The 25,269-nt window shown below is 69.4% G+C and carries 20 protein-coding genes; 12 read left to right on the top strand and 8 right to left on the bottom strand.

Features of this window, described 5'->3' with window-relative positions; genetic code table 11:
• Positions 1–6 precede the first annotated feature (6 nt).
• Positions 7–660 carry a helix-turn-helix domain-containing protein gene (locus VNF92_02110; GenBank protein ID HVA56657.1) on the bottom strand — a complete coding sequence of 218 codons (654 nt, stop codon included), beginning with the start codon at positions 658–660 and terminating at the stop codon, positions 7–9.
• A gap of 95 nt (positions 661–755) precedes the next feature.
• On the opposite strand from VNF92_02110, the gene VNF92_02105 reads away from it, so the two are divergent.
• Positions 756–1,274: a DinB family protein gene (locus VNF92_02105; GenBank protein ID HVA56656.1), complete on the top strand. Its 519-nt coding sequence runs from the start codon at positions 756–758 to the stop codon at positions 1,272–1,274.
• A 25-nt stretch (positions 1,275–1,299) separates the two neighbouring features.
• On the opposite strand, the gene VNF92_02100 is transcribed toward VNF92_02105, so the two are convergent.
• Positions 1,300–2,568, bottom strand: coding sequence for an MgtC/SapB family protein (locus tag VNF92_02100; GenBank protein HVA56655.1), 1,269 nt, complete (start codon positions 2,566–2,568; stop codon positions 1,300–1,302).
• A gap of 208 nt (positions 2,569–2,776) precedes the next feature.
• Between VNF92_02100 and VNF92_02095 the strand changes: the two genes are divergently transcribed.
• The 4 genes from VNF92_02095 (at position 2,777) to VNF92_02080 (ending at position 9,248) form a co-directional block, all read left to right on the top strand.
• Positions 2,777–6,019, top strand: coding sequence for an exo-alpha-sialidase (locus VNF92_02095; GenBank protein HVA56654.1), 3,243 nt, complete (start codon positions 2,777–2,779; stop codon positions 6,017–6,019).
• Positions 6,020–6,089: 70 nt separating this feature from the next.
• Entirely contained in the window at positions 6,090–7,529 is a 1,440-nt protein-coding gene (locus VNF92_02090; GenBank protein HVA56653.1) for an APC family permease, read from the top strand.
• A 121-nt stretch (positions 7,530–7,650) separates the two neighbouring features.
• Positions 7,651–8,502 (top strand): NAD(P)-dependent oxidoreductase, encoded by an 852-nt coding sequence (locus tag VNF92_02085; protein ID HVA56652.1) that lies wholly within the window; start codon positions 7,651–7,653, stop codon positions 8,500–8,502.
• Positions 8,499–9,248: an HAD family acid phosphatase gene (locus VNF92_02080; GenBank protein ID HVA56651.1), complete on the top strand. Its 750-nt coding sequence runs from the start codon at positions 8,499–8,501 to the stop codon at positions 9,246–9,248. The genes VNF92_02085 and VNF92_02080 overlap by 4 nt, the downstream gene beginning before the upstream one ends.
• 42 nt (positions 9,249–9,290) lie before the next feature.
• Here VNF92_02080 and VNF92_02075 read toward each other — a convergent pair whose 3' ends face one another.
• On the bottom strand, positions 9,291–10,283 hold the full coding sequence (locus tag VNF92_02075) for a M14 family metallopeptidase (protein HVA56650.1): 993 nt from the start codon (positions 10,281–10,283) through the stop codon (positions 9,291–9,293).
• A 119-nt stretch (positions 10,284–10,402) separates the two neighbouring features.
• Between VNF92_02075 and VNF92_02070 the strand changes: the two genes are divergently transcribed.
• From VNF92_02070 to VNF92_02060, 3 genes are read left to right on the top strand one after another with little or no spacing between them, the layout of a single operon-like run.
• The gene (locus VNF92_02070; protein HVA56649.1) at positions 10,403–11,407 is read left to right on the top strand and encodes an NADP-dependent oxidoreductase; all 1,005 of its coding nucleotides are present in this window, start codon (positions 10,403–10,405) and stop codon (positions 11,405–11,407) included.
• 11 nt (positions 11,408–11,418) lie between these two features.
• Positions 11,419–12,069 (top strand): hemolysin III family protein, encoded by a 651-nt coding sequence (locus tag VNF92_02065; GenBank protein HVA56648.1) that lies wholly within the window; start codon positions 11,419–11,421, stop codon positions 12,067–12,069.
• Between the two features lie 35 nt (positions 12,070–12,104).
• A complete protein-coding gene (locus VNF92_02060; GenBank protein HVA56647.1) occupies positions 12,105–14,066 on the top strand; it encodes a glycoside hydrolase family 15 protein in 1,962 nt (653 codons plus the stop codon).
• Here the strand turns inward: VNF92_02060 and VNF92_02055 are convergent.
• From VNF92_02055 to glgP, 5 genes are read right to left on the bottom strand one after another with little or no spacing between them, the layout of a single operon-like run.
• Entirely contained in the window at positions 14,059–15,981 is a 1,923-nt protein-coding gene (locus tag VNF92_02055) for an alpha-amylase/4-alpha-glucanotransferase domain-containing protein (GenBank protein HVA56646.1), read from the bottom strand. The two genes, VNF92_02060 and VNF92_02055, sit on opposite strands and share 8 nt — an antisense overlap.
• Positions 15,978–17,411 carry a DUF3536 domain-containing protein gene (locus VNF92_02050; GenBank protein ID HVA56645.1) on the bottom strand — a complete coding sequence of 478 codons (1,434 nt, stop codon included), beginning with the start codon at positions 17,409–17,411 and terminating at the stop codon, positions 15,978–15,980. The genes VNF92_02055 and VNF92_02050 overlap by 4 nt, the downstream gene beginning before the upstream one ends.
• Before the next feature lie 6 nt (positions 17,412–17,417).
• Positions 17,418–19,058, bottom strand: coding sequence for a 1,4-alpha-glucan branching protein domain-containing protein (locus VNF92_02045; protein ID HVA56644.1), 1,641 nt, complete (start codon positions 19,056–19,058; stop codon positions 17,418–17,420).
• Positions 19,059–19,074: 16 nt separating this feature from the next.
• Positions 19,075–20,601: a glycogen/starch synthase gene (locus VNF92_02040; protein ID HVA56643.1), complete on the bottom strand. Its 1,527-nt coding sequence runs from the start codon at positions 20,599–20,601 to the stop codon at positions 19,075–19,077.
• Positions 20,602–20,608: 7 nt separating this feature from the next.
• Positions 20,609–22,762: an alpha-glucan family phosphorylase gene (gene glgP, locus VNF92_02035; GenBank protein HVA56642.1), complete on the bottom strand. Its 2,154-nt coding sequence runs from the start codon at positions 22,760–22,762 to the stop codon at positions 20,609–20,611.
• 267 nt (positions 22,763–23,029) lie between these two features.
• Between glgP and VNF92_02030 the strand changes: the two genes are divergently transcribed.
• From VNF92_02030 to VNF92_02015, 4 genes are read left to right on the top strand one after another with little or no spacing between them, the layout of a single operon-like run.
• Positions 23,030–23,458 (top strand): OsmC family protein, encoded by a 429-nt coding sequence (locus VNF92_02030; GenBank protein HVA56641.1) that lies wholly within the window; start codon positions 23,030–23,032, stop codon positions 23,456–23,458.
• 28 nt (positions 23,459–23,486) lie between these two features.
• Positions 23,487–24,233, top strand: coding sequence for an SDR family NAD(P)-dependent oxidoreductase (locus VNF92_02025; GenBank protein ID HVA56640.1), 747 nt, complete (start codon positions 23,487–23,489; stop codon positions 24,231–24,233).
• Positions 24,230–24,865 carry a YdeI/OmpD-associated family protein gene (locus VNF92_02020; protein ID HVA56639.1) on the top strand — a complete coding sequence of 212 codons (636 nt, stop codon included), beginning with the start codon at positions 24,230–24,232 and terminating at the stop codon, positions 24,863–24,865. The genes VNF92_02025 and VNF92_02020 overlap by 4 nt, the downstream gene beginning before the upstream one ends.
• A 35-nt stretch (positions 24,866–24,900) precedes the next feature.
• Positions 24,901–25,257, top strand: coding sequence for a GIY-YIG nuclease family protein (locus VNF92_02015; protein ID HVA56638.1), 357 nt, complete (start codon positions 24,901–24,903; stop codon positions 25,255–25,257).
• Positions 25,258–25,269 lie beyond the last annotated feature (12 nt).

Here is a 25,269-nt window from a genome sequence, read left to right as displayed (position 1 = left end):
TGCGCGTTAGGACCTGGGCCGCAAGCGCCGCACGGCCCTGAGCGCGCCGCGGAAGTGCAGCCCTTTGGCGCGAGCCGCCGCCAGCGAGAGGCGGCCCGCCAACAGGCCCATGACCACGTGTGGGGGGCCGGCGAGTTCCGCCGCGGCATGGGCGGCGGTGCCGGGCCGCGCCCGGACCGTGCCCCCGGCCACCTCCACCACCATCGGTTCCTCGCCGGTCCGGAGCTGCAGCGCCACCGGTGGTGCGTCCGGCGCCCCGTCGGTGAGGTACAACTCCACCGGCAGCGCCAGCCACCGGCTGCGGAATTCCTGGCCGGGGGTCCACTCCTCCATCAGCGGGCCAGCCCACGCGCCGAGGGCGCGGATCACGGGCTCGAGTTGGCGCCCGCGGGGGGTGAGCCGGAACAGGGTGGTGGCCACTGGCGGTGGGGCGTCTTCCCGGATCACGAGGCCCGCCCGTTCCATGTCGCGCAACCGGCCGGCGAGCATGTTGGTCGCGATGCCCGGCAGCCCGTCGCGCAGGTCGGTGTACCGCGCCCCATCGTGCGCCAGCAGCTCGCGGACGACGAGCAAGATCCAACGATCGCCCACCACGTCGAGCGCTTTGGCCAGGCCACAGTACTGATTGTAGGACCGCATGGCGGCCAGTATACGGGGCATGGAATCAAATTGCAAGTTATTACTTGACATCATCAAGTCACGGTGCGACACTGGAGGCGTCGGGCCCAGCACTCACCCCTCACCGGTCCTCCCTCATGTCACCGTCCAGTCCCGCTGCCCCCAAGGAGCCATCGCCCCTGTTCGAGGATTTCACCCGGGAGTTCGCCGCCACGCGCCGCGTGCTCGAGCGCTTTCCCAGCGACCACGACGAGTGGCGGCCGCACGCGAAGTCGCGCACGCTCCTCCAGCTGGCATCGCACATCGCCGGCATCCCGACGCGGGGCACGATGATCCTGGCCACGGAAGGGCTGGACATGGCGACCGCCCGACCGGCCGGATCACCGGCGCCGGCCGGCGAGCTGGTTGCCCGATTCGACGCCAACGTGGCCGAGTTCCAGCGCGCGCTGGCCAAAGCCACCCCCGACGACCTGTCGCACGACTGGGTCATGAGCGCTGGTGACCAGGTGATCGTGCGCGATACGAAGCGGTCGCTCATGCGGCTGATGGTCGTGAGCCATCTCATCCATCACCGGGCACAACTCGGGGTGTACTACCGGCTGCTCGACGTCCCCGTGCCGGGCGTGTACGGTCCGTCGGCCGACGAATCGATCTGACCGCGGGGAGCGCGGCCCGGAAGCGTCAGATCCAGAACAGCGGGAGCAGCCCGGCCGCGGCGAGCAGCCCCAGCCCTGCGAAGCTGTAAGCCCCGGTCTTCCGCCGGGCAAGGCTCCACGCGTACACGCCCTTGACCAGGTTGTTGCTGGCGGCGGCGATGACGATACTCGCCGCCGCCACGTCGAGCGGGGTCGCGCCGCCGACGGTCTGCGTGAGGCCGAGGACGAATGGATCCACGTCGGTCACGCCCATCACGGCCGCCAGGGCGTAAGTGCCGCCGCGCCCCAGGTGCTGCATCACGAGCTGCGTGATCACGATGAGCCCCATGAACAGGACCCCGAACAGCAACGCCGTGCGCAGTTGGAGCGGGTTGCGTCCCGACGGCGGCTCGGCCCGCGCCGTGCCGGCGGCATCAGGCCGCCGGCTCCACCACGCGCCGCCCAGCGTGCCGGCCAGGGCGAGCAGCGCGAACGATCCGCCCAGCCGTGCCGCCAGCGGCACGCTGAACAGCGCCAGCAGCACGATGAGCCGCGCGTACATGACACCCGACGCCGCCACGATGCTTCCCGAAAAAAGGTGCGGCCGGTGTTCGGAGGCCGCCCGGCGCGCCAGCACGACCGTGGTCACGGTGGACGAGTATGCGCCGCCGAGCATCGCGGAGAGCAATGGCCCACCGCGGCCTCGCGTCAGGCGTTCGAGCACGTAGCTGCCGTACGACACACCGCTCACCGCGACCACGGCGAGCCACGTCCTGAACGGATTCAGGTGGAATTGCGTGAAGTCCTGATCGGGGACGATGGGAAGCAGCACCACCGTGAGCAGCAGGAACTTGGCCAGGGTGGCGATCTCGTCGGGGGCGATCTTGCGGGCGAGTCCCTCGAGCGCGCCCTTGAGGTCGAGAAGCAGGAGGCTGAACACGGCCAGCGCGCACGACACCCAGATGTGATCGTGCGCGACCAGCGCCCCGACCACGTACGTGCCGAGCGCGGAGATTTCGGTGGTGATGCCGGCGTTGCTTCCGTCGGTGGAGAGTTTGTAGCGGTACGAGAGCAGCATGAGCCCGCCCACGACCACGAGGCCGGCCGCCACGAGGACCAGGTTGTCGCCGCCGACGAGGGCGAGTGCGTAGCCGAGGAGGCCGATGAGGGGAAAGGTGCGCGCGCCGCCAAAGCGGTAGTGCCCGGCCTCGAGCTTCTGCTCCTCGCGCTGCAGGCCGATGAGCAGCGAGAGCAGGAGCGCGAGTGCGAGCTTGACCGCGTCCGGGGGAAGGGAGTTGAGCAGGGCATTTTGCATGCTGAATCCGAATGATGGCGGCGGGGAGCGGGATTACAAGTCTCGGGCCGCCCGCTCCGGCGCGACCGAGGGCGGCGCGGGGCGCCGCCCGACGCCGGGGGTGTTAGGAAATTCTTAGCGGGTCCCCTCCGGACCGTCCCCCTGTCCGGAGCCCGTTCCGAACTCTAAGCTTCACGACATCTTGATCCTCAGCCGGAGCCTCGTTCTCATGCTCAAGCGTGTCCTGTCGCCCCGCTTCCTGTCCACCGTCGGCATTGCCGCGGCGGCGCTCATGACCACTGGCGCGAAGTCGCCGGTGCATCCCGATCTCCTGGCCGGCCTCGTCTGGCGCAACGTCGGTCCCCTGCGTGGGGGACGCGTGGCGGCGGTGACGGGGGCGATCGGCGAACCGGGGGTGTTCTATGCCGGCCTGCCGGCGGGCGGCGTGTGGAAGACCACCAACGCGGGCACCACGTGGGAGCCGATCTTCGACTCGGTGAAGGACGTGTCGTCGGTAGGCGCGATCGAAGTGGCGCCGTCGGACACGAACGTGATCTACGTCGGCACGGGCGATATCATCACGGGTGGCGCGATCAACGAGGGCAACGGCGTCTACAAGTCCACCGACGCCGGCCACACCTGGCAGCATCTGGGGCTCGATGCCACCAAGCAGATCCCGTCGATCCTCGTGGATCCGGCGAACCCCGATCTCGTGATGATCGCGGCGCAGGGCAACATCCACGAGAAGAGCGACATGCGCGGGGTGTTCCGGTCCACCGACGGTGGCAAGACGTGGACCAAGACCCTGTTCGTGGACGACGAGACGGGCGCGGTGAAGTTGGCCTGGGCCCACGACAAGCCGAGTGTGATCCTCGCGACGACCGATCTGCACTACGTGGCGCCGGGCGCCATGGGGCGCGGCGCGTTCGGCGGTGAGAACGGCACGCACCTGTTCAAGTCCACGGATGAGGGACTCACCTGGCACGAAATCAAAGGCGGCGGATTGCCCGAGCTGGCGGGGCGCACCTCGGTGGCGGTGGCGAATCATACCGACGGCGAGCGCATGTTCCTGATCCAGAATTCGGGGCTCTACCGGTCCGACGACGGCGGCACGACCTGGCGCCAGATGGATGCCGAGGATACGCGCATCCGCAACGGGCAGGGCGGCTACAACTGCGGCGTGTACGTCGATCCGGGGGACCCGGACGTCGTGTACACGATCAACACGTCCAGCTACGTATCGCGCGACGGCGGCAATACCTTCACGGGGTTCAAGGGCGCGCCGGGCGGCGACGATCCACAGCAGTTGTGGATCGATCCCACGAACGGCCAGCGGATGCTGCTCGGCATGGACCAGGGCGCCACCGTCACGCTCGACGGCGGGCGCACGTGGAGTCTGTGGTACAACCAGTCCACCGAGCAGGTCTATCACCTGTCGGTGGACAATTCGTACCCGTACTGGATCTACGCGCCGCAGCAGGACGCGGGGGCGATCCGCGTGCGCAGCCGCGGCAACTTCGGCGAGATCACGCCGCTCGACTGGAATCCGGTGGGCGGTTGGGAGTGGGGGTCGATCGTGGCCGATCCGCTGAATCCGAACTTCGTGTTCGCCAGCGGATCGGGCATTCTGCGGATCAGCTATCCGAGCGAGCAGACGATCAACGTCAGCCCGAGCCAGGATCCGAGTCTGCACCTGCGCAGCAGTTCCACCAATCCGCTCGTGTGGGCGCCGTGGAACCAGCACCGGCTGATGGCCGGGTTCCAGTACGTGATGGCCACGACCGACGGCGGCGCGCACTGGTCGAAGATGAGTCCCGACCTCGGCTACCCCAAGGGCGTGACGCCGCCGCCGGAGGCCGCGGCGGGGCGCGGCGGGCGTGGCGGCCGGGGGGGCGCGGGTGGTCCGGTGGGTGGTTCGATCGAATCGATCTCGCCGTCCACGGTAGCGGCGGGGGTGATCTGGGCGGGGACGACCAACGGGTTGATCAAGCTCACGCGTGACGACGGCAAGACGTGGGAGGACGTGAGCATTTCCGATCTGCCGGACTCGTCGCGGTCCGACATCTCGTCGATCGACGCGTCGCACGTGAACGCCGGCGAGGCGTACGCGGCGGTGGATGGGCACGCGGCGGGCGACTACATGCCGTACCTGTACCGCACGCGCGACTACGGCAAGACGTGGACGAAGATCGTGAACGGGCTGCCCACGGGGCAGCCGGCCGGGAGTTTCGCGCGGGTGCTGCGCAGCGACACGAAGAAGGCCGGCCTGCTGTTCGCCGGCACGGAGAGCGGGATGTACGTGTCGTTCAACGACGGCGACGATTGGCAGTCGATGCGACTGAACCTGCCGACGACGTCGGTGCGCGACGCGACGATCAAGGGCAACGATCTCGTGATCGGCACGTATGGGCGCGGCATCTGGATTCTGGACGACATCTCGCCGCTGCGGCAGATCGGGCCGGGGCTGGCGTCCGAAACGGCGCACCTGTTCAAGCCGGGCAACGCGATTCGCGTGCGCCGCAACGTGAACCAGGACACGCCATTCCCGCCGGAAGTGCCGCATTCGCTCAACGCGCCCAACGGCGTGTTGCTGTACTACTACCTGGGAGCGCCGCCGCGCGGCGACGTGACGCTGGACGTGCTGGATGCATCGGGCCACCTCGTGCGCCGCCTGTCGAGCGCGCCGATCACGCCGGTGGAAGAGGCGTCCCATCCGCCGGAACCGAACTTCTGGCTGGCCACGCCGAGGCCGCTGCCGACGGCCGTGGGCACGAATCGCGTGCATTGGGATCTGCGCTACGCCGATCCGCCGGCGTTCTCGCACAGCTTCGAGATCAACGCGAATCCCGGGCTGACGCCGGCTTCGCCGCAGGGGCCGTTGGCCCTGCCGGGCACCTACACGTTCAAGCTCACGGTGGACGGCAAGAGCTACACGCAGACGGCGTCCATCGCCAACGATCCCCGCTCCCCGGCCACGCTCGAGGACCTGCGCGCGCAGCACGTGCTGGAGATGAAGGCATACGACGGCGCGCGCGCGGCCTGGGACGGCTACCAGGCGGCCAACGCGACGCACGCCGCCGTGGAAAAGTTGGCGGCGGGGAGCGGGCCGGCGGCCGTGACGGCGGCGGCCAAGGCGTTGGCGGCGAAGCTCGACAGCGCGAGCGGTGGCACCGGGGGCGGGCGGGGGCGTGGGTTCGGCTTCGGCCGTGGGGGCGGCGGCGCGGCGCCGCCGAACTTCCGGGTCGTGAACGGCGCGATGATCCGCGTGCTGACCACGCTCGAACCGGGTGACATGGCGCCGAATCCGCCCATGCGCGCGGGGTATGCGGCGGCCTGCGAGGATCTCCGCACGGCGGCCAATAATTGGCGGGCGGTGGTGACCAAGGATCTGCCGGCGTTCAACGCGACACTGAAGCAGAATGGCCTGCCGGCGATCGCCGTGCCGGCGGCGGTGGCAGCGCCGGGCTGCTGAAGCAGGGATCCGTCAGCCGCAGGGCCCGGCGGGTATTCCGCCGGGCGGAGGCGCGCCGTACCGTTGGGTCGTGAGATCCAAGACGTCGGCGGCGGAAGCGGCGGACGCGCGCGCCGTGCAGGCGCACAGCGCCGAATTGAAGCGCGAGCTGGGTCTGTTCGACCTGGTGCTCACGCAGGTGATGTTCGTGGTCGGCGCCCAGTGGGTGGGCACGGCGGCCATCCTCGGCCATGCCCAGGTGTTCTACTGGCTGCTGGCCATGGCGCTGTTCTATCTGCCGCAGGCCGCGGTCGTGATCCATCTCAACCGGCTGATGCCGCTCGAGGGCGGCCTCTACCAGTGGGCGAAGCTGGGGTTCAACGACGGCATCGGCTTCCTCGTCGCGTGGAACCTGTGGGTGTTCGCGCTGATCCTGCTGTCGTCGTACGGGCTGGTGATCGCCGACACCTTCAGCTATGCGCTCGGGCCGGGGGCGGCGTGGTTCACGTCCACCAAGTGGTACGACGGCGCCGTGAGCGGGTTCGTCGTGGCCACGATCATCCTCGTGTCGTTGTACGGGCTCCGCTTGGGCAAGTGGGTGCACGACGCCGGCGGGCTCGCGCACCTGATCACCTTCGGCGCGCTCCTGCTGATGCCGCTGATCGCGCTGTCGCATCATGCCATCACGAACTACCATCCGTTCGCCGTCGCGGTGCCCAGGGCCTCGCTGCTGTCGGTGAACATCTTCAGCAAGCTGGCGCTGGGAGCGCTCACCGGGTTCGAGTACGTGGCGATCCTCGCCGGTGAGACACGCGACCCCAAGCGCGCCATCGGACGGTCGGTGATGATCGCCACGCCGATCATCGCGCTCATGTTCATCCTCGGCACCGGCGCCGTGCTGTCGGCCACTCCCATCGGGAAGATCGACCTCATTGCGCCGATCCCGCAGGCGCTCACCCTGGGGCTGCGGTCGTTCGGGTTTGCGGTGTACATCGTGCCGGTGCTCACGATGCTGCTGCTCACACGGCACATCGCCAACGTGAATCTGCTGTTCGCCGCGAACACGCGGCTGCCGATGGTGGCGGGCTGGGACGGTCTGCTCCCCGCCTGGTTCACGCGCCTGCACCCGCGGTTCCGCACGCCGCTCAACTCGATCCTGTTCGTCGGTGCGGTGACGCTGGTGTTCGCGGCGCTGAGCCTGGTGGGTGTGGGGCTGCAGGAGGCGTTCCAGTTACTCGACAACGCGGCGGGCATCCTGTACGCGATCGCGTATCTGGCAATGTTCGCGCTGCCCATCGTCGGCATGCGCGGCTTCGACAAGCCGCCGCTCTGGCTCCGACTGGCCGCCGTGTCCGGATTCGCGGTGACGCTGCTCTACGTCGTCTTCTCGGTGTTCCCGATCATCGACGTGAAGAGCGGGCAATCGTTTGCGGCCAAGATCATCGCCGTGGTCGTGGGAACGAACGTCATCGGCATCGGACTGTACGTCGTGGCGAGCCGGCGCAAGGCCGCGCGCGCTTCCGGATCATGAGGAACGCGGGTCCGCTGCCGAGGTCATCGTGCGATCGGGTCGCCGTCTCCAGCGGACGACTGGTGTCGCGGTGGGCGATCGATGAGATTGCGCGCGGGACCCAATCGCGAGGGATGGGACAATGGTAGCATGGCTGGGAACAGGGCTCCTGGGATCGAGTTTCGTCCGCGCGCTCCTGACGCGCGGCGAGACCGTACACGTCTGGAACCGATCGGGGGACAAGGCGAAGGCGCTCGAGGCGGACGGCGCCAAGGCATTTCTCGATCCGGCCGACGCCGTGCGCGGCGCCGATCGGGTCCACGTCACGCTCTCCGACGACGCCGCCGTGGACGACGTGTTGGAATCGGCGCGCCCCGGGTTCCGCGAGGGCGTGGTGATCGTGGATCACACCACGACATCGGCGGACGGCACGGCCGCGCGGGTGGCGCGCTGGGCGGAGCGCGGTGTGGCGTTCCAGCACGCGCCGGTGTTCATGGGGCCGCAGAACGCGCTGGAAGCAAGCGGGATGATGCTCGCGTCGGGCGACCGCGCATTGTTCGATTGGCTCAAGCCCGAGCTCACGAGGATGACCGGCAAGCTCGTGCACTTCGGACCGCAGCCGGAGCGTGCCGCCGGGCTGAAGCTGTTGGGGAACTCGTTTCTCGTGGCGATGATCGCGGGGCTGGCCGACGTCCTGACGCTGGCCCAATCGCTGCACATACCGGCCCGCGACGCGGCTGCGCTGTTCGATGCGTTCAATCCGGGGGCGGCGGTCCCCGCCCGCCTGAAGCGGATGCTCGAAGCCGACTTCGAGCACCCCTCGTGGACCCTGGCCATGGCGCGCAAGGACGCCCGGCTGATGCTCGATGCCGCTGCCGACGGGGGTCGCGCGCTCACCGTCATTCCCGCGGCGGCCGAACTGATGGACCGGTGGTTGAACGCGGGCCACGCGCAGGACGACTGGACGGTCATCTCGAGCGAGGTGGTATCGTGAAGCATCTCGAAAATGGCGTATGGCGCCGCCTGGCGATGACCGCGGTGGTGGCCGGAGTGGCCGCCTGCACGTCGGCGGTGCGGCCGGCGCCGGCGCCGGCGCCCGCTGCCGAGTTGTCGCCCGCCCTGCGCTGGATGCGACGTTCGGCCGAGTATCGCGCGATCACACGCGAGGTGTACCGGCAGGCGGCGCAGCGACTGGAAGAACTTGCACCGGCCATCGGGCGAGGAAGTTGGGGGGTGATACTCGACGCGGATGAGACCGTGCTCGACAACAGCGAATACGCGGTACGCCGGGAGCGGCTCGACAGCGGCTATACCGAGCCGAGCTGGACGACGTGGGTGAAGGAGGAGGCCGCCGGAACGGTGCCGGGCGCCGTGGCGTTCACGCGCCGGGTGCACGCCTTGGGGGGGCGGGTGGTGATCGTCACCAACCGCGACGACTCCGTGTGCGCGGAGACGCGGGCCAACCTGCGCAAGGTGGGCGTGGACGCCGACGTCGTGCTCTGCATGCTGCCGGGCCAGGACGACAAGAATCCGCGCTTCGCGCGCGTGCTGAACGGCACGGCGTCGCCGGATCTCCCGCCGTTGACCGTGCTCGAATGGCTGGGCGACAACATCCAGGACTTCCCGCGGCTGACGCAGGCCGTGCGCGGTGACACGGCGACGTACGCGCTGTTCGGGCGGCAGTATTTCGCGCTGCCGAACCCGGACTACGGGTCGTGGCAGGAGAACGAAGTGCGGTAGAATGGGGCGACTGGCGTCGCGGCGCTCATCGGCGAACTGCGATCACGAACCGGCGGCAACGGCGGCCACCATGGCCACCGGTTCGCCCTCGCCCATGGCCGGCGACGCCACGACGTACATGACGATTCCCGCCAACGGGGCGCGGACGGTGCCGATCGGATCGCCGAAGTAATTCGTGAGGTGGCCGAGCACCGTTCCCTTGGCGACGAATTGGTCGGCGTGCACGGCGGGGTACCAGAGGCCGGTCCCGGGACTCGTGAGCACCTCCGACGGCTCGAGCCACACCGGGTGTTCCACCAGTTCGCGCGGCCCCGGGAGCATGTTGATGCACCGCATGACGCGGAACGCGCCGCGCACGTTGACGGCGACCATGTCGGCGGTGGGCACGCCCACGCCGCCCGCCTCGGTGGTCACGGCGGGCTTGCCCCGCACGTGTGCCGTGTTGGCGCAGTAGAGCGTGGCGTTCAGGTCGCGCGGCCGGCCGCGGTCGATCACGATGTGGTCGAGGCCGAAGGCGAGCGCCATCTCGCGCGCCACCGTGTCCACGCGCGGATCGACGCCGAGATGGTTCCAGTACGAGTAAGGGCGCAGCGACTCGTTGCCGTCTCCGGAGTGCATGTCGAGCAGGCAGTCGCACCGGTCGATGACCTGCGTGGTGATGGCGTGGGCGATGCGCTCCGACGCCGAGCCGTCGGCGCGGCCGGGGAACACGCGGTTGAGATTTTTCTGATCCCACGGGCCGCGGTAGATGGTACGGTGCTGGAACGACGGCACGTTGGCGATCTGCACGATCACGACGGTGCCGCTGAGAACGGTGGGGTCGAGTTCGGCGCGCACGCGCTGCAGGGCCAGGATGGGCGACGGTTCCGAGCCATGCGTGCCCGCGACGAGCGCGAGCACCGGTCCGGCGACTGCCCCTGCGACGATCGTGACCGGGATGTCGGTGCCGGGATCGGCGGCGTCCGGAACGTGGATGAAGCCCGATACTTTGGCGCTGCGGCGCGCCGTGGCGGTACCGACGACGAGAGCGGACACAGGACGCGGTCCTGGCGAGGGATGGGGCAGAAGATCGCCGTTCCGTGCGGGCCGGGCAAGCCACGCGCAGGGGCGCCGGTTATCCTTCATCAACATTCAGGGTTCGAGGAACCGCCATCATGCCCCTCACCGTCAGCCGCCAGATCCGTCTGGCGTCCCGCCCGCGCGGGACGCCCACCGCCGAGAATTTCGCGGTGGCGACGGTGGAAGTGGGCGAGCCCGCTGAAGGGCAGGTGCTGGTGCGGAACCAATTCATGTCGGTGGACCCCTACATGCGGGGCCGGATGAACGACGTGCGGTCGTACGTACCGCCGTTCGCGCTGGGGCAACCGCTGGAGGGCTCGGCGGTGGGTGAGGTGATCGCGTCGCGGGCCAAGGGGTTCGCCGCCGGCGACGTGGTGACCTCGATGCTCGGCTGGCGTGAGGCGTTCGTGGCCGATGCGACCGCGCTGCGAAAGGTCGACGCCGCGGTGCAACCGCGTTCGGCGTGGCTCGGAGTGCTCGGCATCACGGGGTTCACGGCGTGGGTGGGGCTCAACCTCGCGGGGGTGAAGGCGGGCGACCGCGTGTTCGTCTCAGCGGCTGCCGGCGCGGTGGGAAGCGTTGCGGGCCAGTTGGCCAGACACCGGGGATGCTTCGTGGTGGGGAGTGCCGGCTCCGGGGACAAGGTGGCGCTGCTGACCGGCACGCTGGGGTTCGATGCGGCGTTCAACTATCGGGACGGCGATCTGGCGGGGCAGTTGGCGGCCGCGGCGCCGCAGGGGATCGACGTCTATTTCGACAACGTGGGTGGCGATCACCTCGAAGCGGCGCTGTCGGCCATGCGTCCCTTCGGACGGATCATCGCCTGCGGCGCCATTTCGGTGTATAACGAGGCGGTACCCCCGCCGGGGCCGCGCAATCTGGCGCTGGTGATCGGCAAGCGCCTGACGGTGAAGGGATTCATCGTGGGCGACCACCTGGCGCAGATGCCGGCGTTCGCCGACGAGGCGCGCGGCGCGCTGGCCGCCGGGCGACTGCGGGCGCTGGAAACGATCGTGGCGGGGTTGGAACGGGCGCCGGAGGCGTTCCTGCAGCTGTTCCGCGGCGGCAACACGGGCAAGATGGTGGTGAGCCTGGGGTGAGGATATAACAGATGTCACATCGTACGCAGACGCTCGGCGAGGAGATCGCGAATTCGGTGAGTCACGGCGCTGGGCTGTTGGCCAGCATCGCGGCATTGCCCCTGCTCGTGATGGCCGGCGTGCGGCGTCACGACGTGTGGCAGGTGGTGGCCGGCGCCATCTACGCCAGCACCCTGGTGCTGCTCTACGGCGCGTCCACGTTCTACCATGCGGTTCCGGCGCGGTCGCACGCCAAGCAGGTGCTGCGCGTGGTGGATCACGGGGCGATCTATCTCTTGATCGCCGGCACGTACACGCCGTTCGCGCTGGGCGCGCTCCGCGGGCCGTGGGGATGGTCGCTGCTGGGCACGATCTGGACCCTCGCCGTGGCGGGGATCGTGCTCAAGGCGGGCGTGGGGTTCGCGTACCCGCGCCTGTCCACGGCCGTGTATCTGCTCATGGGCTGGCTGGTCGTGATCGCCATTCACCCGTTGGCGGTGGCGGTGGGGCCGGCCGGACTGGCCTGGCTGCTCGCCGGTGGCCTGAGCTACACAGTCGGGGTCCTGTTCTACACCAGGCCCCGCATGCGGTATGCCCATCTGGTCTGGCACCTGTTCGTGCTGGCCGGCAGCGCGTGCCAATTCGTGGCCGTGGCGGCGTATGCGAGCGGGATTCCGCGCTGAGCCTGATTCGCACCCATTCCTGAGAGGGGCCGTCCATGCCTCGTGACCTTCCGCTCGCCAACGGATCGCTGCTCGTGTGCTTCGGTCGCGACTACGTGATTCGCGACATCTATTTTCCGAACATCGGCAAGGACAACCACGCCACCGGGCACCCGTTCCACTTCGGCGTCTGGACCGAAGGGCAGATGGCGTGGATGGGTCCCGACTGGCAGCCCGACATGCGCTACGCCGCCGACACGATGGTCACGGACGTCAGGGCGCGGCACGGGGGGCTGGGGATCTCGCTCGTCTGCCGCGACGCGGTGGATTTCTTCGAGAACGTCCTGGTGCGCCACATCGTCGTGCGCAACGAGGCCGCGCGGCCGCGCGACATCCGGGTGTTCTTCCATCATGATTTTCATATCAGTGGCACCGACGTGGGCGACACGGCCTTCTACGATCCCGACACGCAGGCGATCATCCACTACAAGGACGACCGCTACTTTCTGATGAACTGTGCCAGCGGCGGCGTCGTGGGCGTGCCCCAATACGCCTGCGGAAACAAGGAAGTGGACGGCAAGGAAGGGACCTGGCGGGACGCCGAGGACGGCGAACTGCAGGGCAATCCGATCGCCCAGGGATCGGTGGATTCCACGATCGGCATCACGCTCCACGTGCCCGCGCAGGGGGCGGCGGAGCTGTCGTACTGGATGGCGGCGGGCACGAAATACCAGGTCGTGGCGATCATCGACCGCGTCATGCGAGCCAAGACGGCGGAACGGCTGCTCGACCGCACGCACAACTACTGGGCCCTGTGGGGCGGTCGCGGACCCGGGGCCGACAGCGACCTCTCGGCGCGGGCGCTCGAACGGTATGCGCAGAGTCTGCTCATCATGCGCTCGCAGATCGATGGCAACGGGGCCGTGTTGGCGGCCAACGATACGGACATGACGCTCGAGGCCCGGGACACCTACTCGTACGTGTGGCCGCGCGACGGCTCCCTCGTGTCGGTGGCGCTGATCCGCGCCGGGTACGCGCGGCCAGCCGAGCGGTTCTTCGAGTTCTGCTCGCGCGTGATCTCTCCCAAGGGATTCCTGCGCCACAAGTTCAACCCCGACGGCACGCTCGCGTCCACGTGGCAGCCGTACGTGCGCGACGGCCAGGCCGTGCTGCCCATCCAGGAAGACGAGACGGCGCTGGTCGTGTGGGCGCTGTGGGAGAACTTCGTCAAATTCCATGACGTCGAGAGCACGGCGCCGTTCTACCGTTCGCTGGTCACACGGCCGGCAGACTTCATGCTCGGGTTCGTGGACCCGCAGACCGGGCTGCCCAAACCGTCGTTCGACTTGTGGGAGGAACGCTGGGGCGTGCACGCGTTCACGGTGGCCGCCGTGATCGCCGGGCTGCGGGCGGCGGCCGAACTGTCGGATGCGTTCGGTGAGGGCGAGCGCTCGGCGCGCTATCGCGCCGGCGCGGACCGAATGCTCGAAGGGTTCCGCAGCGTCATGTGGAACGACCGCGAGCAGCGCTTCGCCCGTATGGCGTCGCCGACGCCGTCGGGCTACACGCTGGACATGACCATGGACTCGAGCCTGTTCGGATTGGTGGAACTGGACATCCTGCCGCCGGACGACGCCCAACTGGAGTCCACGGTGCGGCAGATCGCGGAGCGGCTGCGGGTGCACACCGACATCGGGGGTATGGCGCGGTACGAGAACGATCGCTACCACCAGGTCGAGACGCAGCAGCTCGACGTGGCGGAGGGGAACCCGTGGTTCATCTCCACGCTCTGGCTGGCGCGCTACCACATCAAGCGGGCCACGCCGGACGATCGCGCGATCGGCCGCGCGCTCATCGAGTGGGCGGCCGAGCGGGCGCTGCCGTCGGGAGTGATGGCGGAGCAGTTGAATCCTTATACCGGCGAACCGCTCTCCGTGTCACCGCTCACGTGGAGCCACGCGGCGTACGTGCTCGCCGTGCACGACTACCTGGATCGCGCGTCGCCGCCGGCTATCTGAGCGAGAGCGCGGCCTGGCCGGCCGCGGCATCGAACAACGGCGTCACCGCCTCGCCCTGCCGCACCCGTTCGACGCCGCGCTCCGACTTGGCGGTGGTGGCGATCTCGTAGCGCCATACCTCGTGGGCGCCGGGCGCGTCGAGTTCGAGGGGATGGGCGAGCGACAACTCCGGCGCGAACCGCGCGCCCGGCGGCAGCGCGGCACCGTCCCACGTGTAGCGAACATTGATCGTGCCCGCGGGGGACAGGCGCCATGCCACCGCGTATCCGGCGGCGGTGCAGTGCACGACCACGTCGAGGCCGATCTGCTCGATGCGCGCGGCGCAGCGGGTGCGGGCGAACGTCACCACCGGCTCGTACGCTGCCCGCGCGTAGTCGTCGGCGGTCACGTCGCCGCTGACGATACGCGGCACTCCGATGGCGCGATCGTCCAGATCGACCGGCGGGGGCGTGTCGAATACCAGGGAAGCTTCGATTTCGTGGATGCTGGCGGTCCCCTCGTGGGCCGGCGCGTCGGCGTGGTGCGGTCGCGGCAGGTGGTACGGCTCGAGGCGCCGTGTGAGCGTGTCGGCATGATTCCGTCCCGTGTCGAAGCGCGTGTATTCCTCCAGCGCTCCGCCACGGGCCGGCGCGACGATGGCCGAGAAGCGGCCCGAGTGGATCCACACCTCGTCGGACCCGTCGCCGTCGAGGTCCAACATCTCGGCGGCGAGGCCCTCGTCGCGCCGGAGTTCGCGTTCGGCGATCGCGAGCTGGCTCCACACGCCGGCCCGCAGGTGGGGCAGGTACAACCCGCCGAACACCCCGTGCCACAGCGCGTCGTTGCATTGCGCACGTCCGATGGCGCGCCGCGCCGTGACCGGATCACCGCGCTGCCGGCAGAGCGTGCTGAGCGCGAACGTCTTCTTCTGCATCCGGTTGGACTCGGCGTACTTGACCAGGAAGTTGCGCCAATGCGAACCGCGTACGAGGGAGCCGTCGGGGCCCGCCATGCGCTCGGTGCCGAGTTCGGCCTCGAGCGCGAGGAGCCGGGTGGCGGCGTCGGGTGGCAGGGCCCAGCCCTCCATCTCGCGATAGGACGCGGTGGGCAGGTAGGCGATACCGCCGCACGGCACCTCGTTCAGCGCATCGCGACCCGAGCAGAGCCGCACCACGCCGTCGTCGCGCAGCTGGTCGAGCATGTCGCAGAATTGATCGAACCAGCCGCGGTCGTACACCCACTCGTGTGTGCCGGGCCACCCGCCGAATTTCTCACCGTCGTCCGCGAACACGGCCAGCGGCTGCCGCGCGGCGTGGAGCGCGCGCAGGTAGTCCGCCATCTCTTGGGGCGGGCGGAACGGGATCAGGTAGCGCAACCGCTCGTCGATCGCGAGCAGCGTCACCGGCCGGCCGTCGCTCTCGGTGCGATAGGGGACGTGCAGCTGGTCGCGGCGGAACCCGGCGACCAGGAAGTGCCGGTCATCCACGAGCGCGTAGCGGACGCCGGCGGCGGCGAGGTCGGCGGCGAGTTCCGGTTCCCACACACGCTCGGTGAGCCAGAGGCCGTCGCCGGCAACGCCGAACCGCGTCTGGAGCGCCTGGCGCATCCAGGCGATCTGCTCCACGCGGTCGGGGCGCGGAATGGCGGCGAGGATCGGCTCGTACATGCCGGCGAGCAGGAATTCCACGGCGCCGTCGGCGGCGAGCCTGCCGAGTTGATCGACCAGCGGCCGGTCGTGTTCCTCGATCCATTCGAGCAGCGGCCCCGAGATATGGAGCAGCGCCGGCCCGAGGCGACGGCGTTCGAGTTGGGCGAGCAGAGGCCGGTACACGTCACGCGCGTGGGTCGCGAACACGTGATGGAAATTGCCCACCGGCTGGTGGAGGTGCACACCGAACACGAGCCGCACCGGGGGGACCGCGGCGTGGTCGCTCATGCAGCGGTCCTGGGACGTGCGGTGAGTACCCGCGCGCGATAGACGCGCTCGGCATCGCCTTCGTCGGGATCGTTGCTCGCCGCGGCGGCCAGCCGGTCGCGCAGGCCGCGCTCGAGCGCGGAGTCGCCCAGGCAATCGATGGCGTACGCCGCGCGCCAGAGCATGAGCACGGTCTCGTGGCCGGCCACGTCGTCGAAGAACCAGGCGCACGATCCGAACATGCCATGGCGCGCCCACATCGCGTCGAGCAGTTCGCCGGCGCGCTTCTCGCTGGCGCCGGGGGCGATGTGCGCTCTGACGAGGGCCCGCCGCTCGGCGGCGGACGCGCCCGCACCGGCGCCGAGGGCGTCGAGTGCGGCGGGTGGATCGGTGAGCAGCGCGGGCCCCTCCGCGTCGAAGCGGGCGTCGATTTCGCGGCCCAGCCAGTTGAGCGCCGCGCGCAGCGGACGCCGCCAGGCCTGCGACGTGCCGGGCGTAATACGGTCGCCGCAATCGGAGCGCCAGCGCTCGACGCCGTGGGTGCAACTCCACGACGATGGTTCGATCACCAGCGCGTCGCGGGTGGGCGCGGAGCCGGCGAGCACCGACGCGTAGTTCTCCACGCGGATGCCGGGGTGCGCGGCGAGTATGGTGAGCGCGCGCGCGAGCGCCATCTCGCCGAACTTGTGGTGGTGTCCAAAGGTCTCGCCATCGGTGGCAATGCTGCGCAGCGCGAAGCCGTCGGTGGCTCCATCGGGGGCGGGATCCAGCGCGCGGGCCAACGCGTCGCCGCTCTCGAGCAGTCGTCCGAACGCGACGCCCGCGGCGAGCGTGCCGTCGTATACGAACAGGGCGATCTCGCGGCCGCCGCCGGCCGCGAAGCGCAACGGCTCGCCGTTGGTCGGGGCCTGCGCGACCTGGCGCGGCGCGACGATCGTGAACTTCACTCCCTGTTCGGCGAGCACGACGAGCGTCTCCTCATCGACGGCGGTCTCGGGCATCCAGAAGCCTTCGGCGTCGCGGCCGAACCGGCGGCGGAAGTCGGCCAGCCCCCACCGGATCTCGGTGATCTTGTCGCGGCGCGAGGCCAGCGGGAGAATGACGTGGTTGTACGGCATGGCCACCGCGTTGCCGTGGCCGTCGAGGCGCCGGGCGCTCTCCCCGTCGGCGGCGATGATGGCACGGTAGACGTCGGGGGCGTTGGGTTCCAGCCAGCGGAGCAGCGTCGGCCCGACGTCGAAGCTCATCCATGCGAACAGGTTGGTCTCGCCGCGCAGGTGCCCGTCGGCATCGAGGATCCGCGCCGCGACGCATGGTGCGTAGCACTCGTGGGTGATGCGCTCGTTCCAGTCGTGGAACGGCGCCGCGTTGGGCTCGACCTCGACGCGGCCGAGCCAGGGATTCTCACGGGGGGGTTGGTAGAAGTGTCCGTGGACGACAACCGAGCGCATGATGGCTCAGGCGATCGCGGCCGACGGTACCAGCGCGCGGGCCACGGCGTCGAGCACGTCGGGAAACAGGCCGTCACGCGCGCGGAGCTGGTCGGCGTGCGCGGCGGCGCCGGCCAGGTCGTGCCCGCTCTCGAGTGCGGCGACCAGTGCTTCGGTGGCGTCGGCGTGCAGGCGGAACCGGCGTTCGCCGTAGTCCGCCACCTCGCCCGTGGAGATGATGAACTGCCAGTCCGACGCCTGCGCGAGCAACAGTTCGCGGGCGGCCTGGGCGAGCACCGGGTGAGCCGCGGGGAGGGCCAGGGCGGCGGGCGCGGCGCGCCAGAACCGCTCTTCGAGGTCCCACAGCCGCGTCCACGTCCACGCCGTACCGGGATTGAGCCACATGCTGAAGTCACCGTTCCGGCCCCACGATCCGGCGGGCAGGTCGAGCGCGGTGGGCTCGCCGGCCCCGTCGACGTGCGCCGAGCCGGTGGTTGGGCGGATGCGCGGATGCGCGCGCAGGGCGCGATAGGTATCGGCCAGGAAGTCGGGGCCCTCGAACCACCAGTGGCCGAACAGCTCGGAGTCGAAGGGGGCGACGATCAGGGTTTCGGCCGGCGTCGCATCGCGGGCGATGTCGTCGAGCAGCCCCGCGAAGTGGCCGGCGTGCTCGCGGGCCAGGGCCCGCGCGGCCGACGCGTCGTACGGGCGCTTGTCTCCCAGCGACACGCCGGCGCCGGTCACTTCCCAGAGCTTCAGTCCGCCGGGCCAGCGGATTTTATGAAATTCCAAATAACGAAATGCGCCGGGATATCCCTCGTCGCGGCTCCACACGTGGCGGGTGGACGCGGGATCACGCACGAGCGCGCGTACGGCGCCGGCCGCATGGCCGATGGCGTAGTCTCGGTACGGCGAGCGCAGGGCTTCGCCCGCCGCGGCCGCGGTCAGCGAGTGGTACGCTTCGAGCGGCCGGCCGGCACGCGCGAGGTGGGAATCGATGACGGTGTAGCGGTAGCCGGCGTCGGCCACGTGCGTCTCGATGCCGGCGCGGATGCCCGTCGCCGGGGCGCCCGGCCAGGGCGCCCACTCGCCGCGTGGACGATAGGCGCACTCCGGAAGCCAGAGGCCGGCCGGTTCGCGGCCGAACAGCCGCGCGTGCTCCAGGCGGCCGGCGTGCAACTGCAGGCGAATGCTCTCGTCGCGCGCGAGCAGCGGCAGGAATCCGTGGGTGGCCGCCGAACTCATCAGTTCCAGCCGGCCCTCCGCCTCGAGCGCGCGCAGGGCACCGATCAGGTTGCCGTCGAGCGAGGCGAACCGAGCGTCGAGGCGGCGTAACCGGTCGCGCCACCCGTGGACGATGGGGACGAGCCCGTGGTCGCCGCTGTGCGCAAGTTCGCGTTCCGCCTGATCGCACGCCGCCAGCCGCTGCGCGAAGAACGCGCGCAGCTCGACGCCGAACTCGGGATCGGCGAGTTGGGCGGCGAGCACGGGGGTGACGCCGAGCGTGACCGGCGCCGACACGTGTTCCTCGTCGAGCTGCTCCAGCGCGTCGAGCAGCGGGAGGTACGAATCGACGGCCGCTTCCATGAGCCAGTCGCTGCCGTGGGGCCAGCGGCCGTGCCCCAGCACGTACGGCAGGTGCGAGTGGAGAACGAGGACGAAATCCATCACTTGCACAATGCCCTCATCGCCTCGTCGACGCCAGGCGGTCGGCCTGGGCGTACACGCCGGCGTACGATGATGCCGCCCGTTCCCATCCGAAATCCGATGCCATGGCCCGGCGCATCGTCGCGGTCCAGGCGCGGCGGTTGGCGGAGCGGGCGAGCGCCCGGTCGATGGCGCCGTCGAGCGCCGCCGGCGTGAAGTCGTCGAACAGAAACCCCGTGACGTCGTCCTGCACCGTATCGCGGATGCCGCCCACGCGCCGGCCCACGACCGGCGCGCCGTAGCGCTGGGCGCGCAGTTGGGTGAGCCCGCACGGCTCGTAGAGCGACGGCATGAGGACGATGTCGGATCCGGCCATGAGCCGGTGCTCGAGCACGTCCGTGAACGCGAAGTCCACGGCCACCGCGTCCCGTCGTTCGGCGGCCAGCGACGACAGGGCGGCGCGGTAGCCCGGCTCTCCCTCTCCGAGGAACACGAACTGCGCGTCGTACGTCCGCACGCGCGCGCTCTCCAGAATGATGTCGAACCCCTTCTGCTTCACGAGCCGTCCGGTCATCCCGAACAGCGGCACCGTGGGGCGCTCGGCGAGGCCGAACGAGTGCTGGAGGGCGGCCTTGCACACGGCCTTGCCGGCGAGGTCGTCGCGGGAATAGTGCGTGGCGATGTACTGGTCGGCGGCCGGGTTCCAGACTTCCTGGTCGATGCCGTTGATGATGCCGACCAACCGGTCTCCAAGGTCCTGGAACGTATGGTGGAGCCCGAAGCCGCCCTCCGGGGTGCAGAGTTCCCGGGCGTGCGTGGGGCTGACCGTGACCGCCATGTCGCAGGACGTGAGCCCACCTTTGAGCACGTTGAGTTTGCCGTACCATTCGAGGTGGTCGAGCGTCCACAGCTCCCAGGGCAGTCCCAGGTCGGCCATCGCCGACTCGGGAAAGTGGCCCTGATATCCTGCATTGTGCACCGACACGACGAACGGCGTGCCGGCAAATCGCTCGAGGAGGGCATCGTAGGTGCGCGCGTACACCGGGGCGAGCGCCGTGTGCCAGTCGTGGGCATGGACGAGCACGGGACCCGGCACGAACCGGACGATCCCCTCCAGCGCCGCGCGCGCGAACAGCGCGAAGCGGCGATCGTTGTCGGGGTAGTCGGCGCCGTTCTCGCCGTAGAGACCGGCGCGTTTGAAGTAGGCCGGCGCGTCGACGAAGATCACCTGTGGTCCGTCGGTCACGCGGTCCGCGCGGTAGAACCGCACTTCTTCCAGGCGCGGGCCAATGGCGATCATGCACGCGGGGCCGATCGGCTCGAGGTCGGGGGCCGTCTCGCGCACCAGCGAGTAGAGCGGCATGAACACCACCACCTGGTCGCCGGCCCGAGCCTGGAAAGTGGCCAGGCCGGCCACCGCTTCGGCGAGGCCGCCGGTGCGGGCGTACGGGTAATATTCCGCCGTGAGGTGGACGATGGTCCGCCGCATGGCCTCGGGCTTGGCGCGCCGCGAACCGGAGGCCGGCCGCCGGGTCTTGTGGGGCGCCGTGCGCCGTGTGCTCATGGGCCGGCTATCCGGTGGGCGGGACGTCGGGCATCGTGTCACCGACGATCAGTGGCACGTAATAATCGCGGACGTATTCCGTGAGCATTCGTTTTCCCGTAAAGTGCAATCCCGCCGCGCGGATGGCGTGCTTCATGTGTTCGATCCAGCCATGCGGCACGCCCCGGCTGTCGCGCTCGTAGAACTCGGGCACCACCCGGCGCTCGAGCAGCTGATACACCTGAGCCGCTGCTTGGGTGCTCACCTCGGCCTCCGACGCCGATGGGTCTTCCACCACCGACCAGCCGTTGTGTCCGTTGAAGCCCTCTTCCCACCAGCCATCAGCCGTCCCGAGCTGGGGTACGCCGTTGAGGGCCGCCTTCATGCCGCTGGTGCCAGAGGCTTCCATCGGCACGCGGGGCAGGTTCATCCAGAGATCCACGCCCTGGACCAGTACGTGCGCCAGGTGCAGGTCGTAGTCTTCGACAAAGGCGATCCGGCCTTCGAAGCTCGGATCGCGCGTGGCCTGGTACACGCGCTGCAGCACCTGCTTGCCATGGTCGTCGGCGGGGTGCGCCTTGCCGGCAAAGACGATCTGCACGGGGCGCGCCGGGTCGGTGAGAATCCGCAGCAGCCGCTCGGGATTCTCGAAGATGAGGTCGGCGCGTTTGTACGTCGCGAACCGGCGCGCGAAGCCGATGGTCAGGGCGTGCGGGTCGAGCAGCACCCCCGAGCCGACGAGCTGGTCGGCTGCCTGCGCGCGCCGCGCAAAGGCATGGCGCGCGTGCTCGCGGACGTGCATGAGGAGGGTTTCTTTGAGGCGCCGGTGGACGCGCCACAGCGCGTCGTCGTCGAGCGTCAGCACCTGCTCCCAGAGCTGGGGATCGTCCACGCGCGTGCCCCAATCGGCCCCCAGGTGCCGTTCGAGCAGCACCATGACCGAGTTGGCCATCCAGGTGGCGAGGTGCACTCCATTGGTCACGTATCCGATCGGCACATCATCCTCGCGGCGGTCCGGCCAGAGCGACGCCCAGAGGCGCCGCGTGACGGCGGCATGTGGTCGCGACACGGCGTTCACACGGCGGCTGAGCCGGATGGCCGCCGCCGTCATGTGAAACGTATCGTGGTCGATCAAGGGATGGTGACCGAGCATCAGGAACGTGTCACGATCGATGTTCATGGCCTCGTCGATCGGGCCCGTGCATGCCAGCACCTGGTCCACGTGGAACATGTCGTGGCCGGCCGGCACCGGGGTGTGCGTGGTGAACACGCTCGTCGCGCGCACCCGGCGGATGGCGTCGTCCAGCGGGATGCCGCCCTGGAGGAACTCGCGCAGCCGTTCCATGTGCATGAACGCCGCGTGCCCCTCGTTGGCGTGCCATACGGCGGGCACGATGCCCAGAGCGCGGAGCACGCGCACGCCGCCCACGCCCAACAGCCACTCCTGCTTGAGGCGCAGTTCGGGGCCGCCGGCGTAGAGTTTGCTGAGCAGCAGACGGTCGTCCGGATGGTTCTCCTCGAAGTCGGTATCGAGCAGGTACACCGACACGCGGCCCGCGCGCAGGCGCCATGCCCGGATGAACACGTCGCGGCCCGACGTGCGCACCGCGGCGAGATACGGCCTGCCGTGGGGCGACTCGATGGGTTCGAGGACGGTGTTGTGGATGTCGAATGGATCGCTCGCGTCGTCCTGCCATCCGTCGGAGCGGACGCGCTGATCGAAGTACCCGTGCCGGTACAGAATGCCCACGCCGACGATCGGAACGCCGAGGTCCGAAGCCGACTTGCAGTGATCGCCGGCCAGCACGCCGAGCCCGCCGGAGTAGATCGGCACGGAGTGGTAGAACCCGAATTCGGCGCAGAAGTAGGCGATCGTGCGGTGGCGCTGGTCGGGGTGCGCTTGGCGGAACCAGGTCAACTCGTCCGATTCCTCCGACGCGTGCCAGCGCATGACCGTGTCGTACTGTTGGAGAAAGTCGGGGTCGGCGGCGCACTGGGCGAGGCGCTCGCCGCTCACTTCATTCAGGATCCGGATGGGATCGTGCCGGCAACGTGTCCAGATCTGCGGATCGATGGTGCGGAAGATCGCGCGGGCATCGCGATTCCAGCTCCAGGATAGATCGCCGGCAATTTCGGCGAGCCCGGAGAGGCGCTGCGGGAGCAGGGGGAAGCGTGGGGGCATAGCGGGAAGCAGGACAGCGGGCGTCGGGGTGAACTCCGGGGCGCCGGGCGGGATTCGAGTGGGGAGAGGACGAGCGGGACCATCGGATGGCCGGTCCGGCAACGCATGGGTGGCGGACCGATGCACCAATGTAGGGTTGCTGCACAGTGACGACCAGCCTTTCGGCGGACCTATACGGCGGCATACGTTCCTCTGTACCCTGGTCCGGCTCCATGATCGACGGGGCACGGGCCGCGGTGTCGCCAGGACTCACTCGGAGGAAAGCACATGGATCGCAGAGCCGAAGCCCGCTGGAACGGCGGACTCAAGTCGGGTAGCGGAAGCGTAAAGCTGGGATCGGGCGCGTTCAGCGGCCCATACTCCTTCATCAGCCGGTTCGAGAACGGCACCGGCACGAACCCGGAGGAGCTGTTGGGCGCCGCGCATGCCGGATGCTTCTCGATGGCGCTGTCGTCGGCGCTGGAGCGCGCCGGTCATCCGGGCACGAGCGTGACGACGACGGCGAACGTACACCTCACCAAGGACGACGCCGGCTTCTCGATCAGCGGCATCGACCTCGTGACGCGCGGCGTGGTGCCCGGGGTGACCGAGGCCGAGTTCAAGAAGCTGGCCGAGGAAGCGAAGAGCGGGTGCATCGTGTCGCGCGCGCTCGCTGCCGTGCCGATGACGGTCGACGCCAAGCTCGCATCGGCTTGAGCGGCGCCAACCGCGACGGAGAATGGGGATGACGGACCGTGTGGTGGTGATCACGGGGGCGAGCGGCGGCATCGGTGCAGCCCTGGCAGAACTGCTGGCGGGGCAGGGCGCGTCCGTCGTGCTCGTGGCACGGCGCCGGGCGGAACTCGACGCGGTTGCCGCTCGCTGCGGCCGGCGCGCGGTGGTGATCGTGGCCGACGTGACGCGGCGCGACGACGTCCGCCGTGCCGTGCGCGAGTCGCTCGCCCAATTCGGGCGCATCGATGTCTGGGTGAACAATGCGGGCCGCGGGATCTCGCGGCCGCCGTCGCAGCTCACCGACGATGACATCGACGAAATGATCCAGGCCAACGTGAAATCTGCCCTCTACGGCATGCAGGAAGTGCTGCCGCACTTCAGGGAGCGCGGCGAGGGCCAGATCGTCAACGTGTCGTCGATGCTCGGGCGCGTTCCGTTCGCCCCGTTCCGTTCCGCCTACAGCGGGGCCAAGCACTTCCTGAACGCACTCACCGCGACCTTCCGGGCGGAGGTTCAGGCGGAGCATCCGGGCATCCAGGTATCGCTCGTGTCGCCGGGCGTGGTCCGGACGGACTTCGGCCTGAACGCCAGGCACGGCGGCCCCGACTCCCGGTCGTTCGCCGCATCGCAGAGCGCGGAGGAGGTGGCGGCCGTCATCGCCGGCGTCATCGCGTCGCGCGCGGCGGACGTGTACACGAACCCCGGCGCGCACGATCGCGTGGTGGAGTACTATGACCGGGTGGGTATCGATCCGTGAGCCCGCGGGGCGGACGCAGCGCCGGCCCGGCCTCCGAACTGGCGATTTTGCTTTTCGAGACGACGCGCGAATGGGACCGCTGGCTTGCCCGCAACGGTGAGTCGGCGGGGGTGTGGATGCGCATTGCGAAGAAGGCGGCGGCGCTGCAGTCCATCACCTACGCGGAAGCGCTCGATGTCGCCCTCCGTCACGGCTGGATCGACAGCCAGAAGAAGAGCCACGACGACGCGTCGTTCCTGCAGAAGTTCACGCCGCGCGGGGCACGCAGCATCTGGTCCAAGGTCAATCGTGAGAAAGTCGAGGCGCTCATCGCCGGTGGCGCGATGAAGCCCGCTGGGCTGCGCGCTGTGGAACGCGCCAAACAGAACGGCCAGTGGGACCAGGCTTACGACCCGCACAGCCGGGCGATGGTGCCCGACGACCTTCAGGCCGCGCTTGATCGACATGAGAAGGCCAGGGTATTCTTCGCGACGCTCACCGGTGCCAACCGCTATGCCGTTCTGTTCCGCATCCAGACCGCGGTGAAGCCGGAGACGCGGGCCAAGCGCATCGCGCAGTTCGTCGCCATGCTCGGGCGCGGTGAGACGTTCCACGGGCCGCCCGGTGGGCGTCCGGCCAAACGGCGATCGTAGCCCCTCGACCCCCATCCCCTAACCGCGCCCCGCCCATGGATCGCAAGTCGCTCATTCGCCAGTACAAGGAAGCCCGACGGCCGATGGGGGTCTTTCAGGTCCGCAACACGCGAACGGGCCGCGTCTTCGTCGGGTCGAGCATCGACTTGCCGTCGATTCTGAACCGCCTGCGGTCGCAACTCCGATTAGGCGGCCATCCGGACCGTGCGTTGCAAGAAGACTGGCGGTCGATGGGTGACGACGCGTTCGCGTTCGAGGTCCTGGACACGCTGGCTCCCCCAGACGAGCCGACCTACGATCCCACCGACGACTTGCGCACGCTCGAAGGTCTGTGGCGCGCGAAGATCGCTGAGGCCGGCGGATCTTTGTACAACGCGCCCAAGCGCCGATAGCCCGCAGCGCCA

The organism is Gemmatimonadaceae bacterium (assembly GCA_035533015.1).
Taxonomy (GTDB): Bacteria; Gemmatimonadota; Gemmatimonadetes; order Gemmatimonadales; family Gemmatimonadaceae; genus JAGWRI01.
Note: the sequence above shows the minus strand (reverse complement) of the source record. Positions and strands in the feature narration are given on the sequence as shown.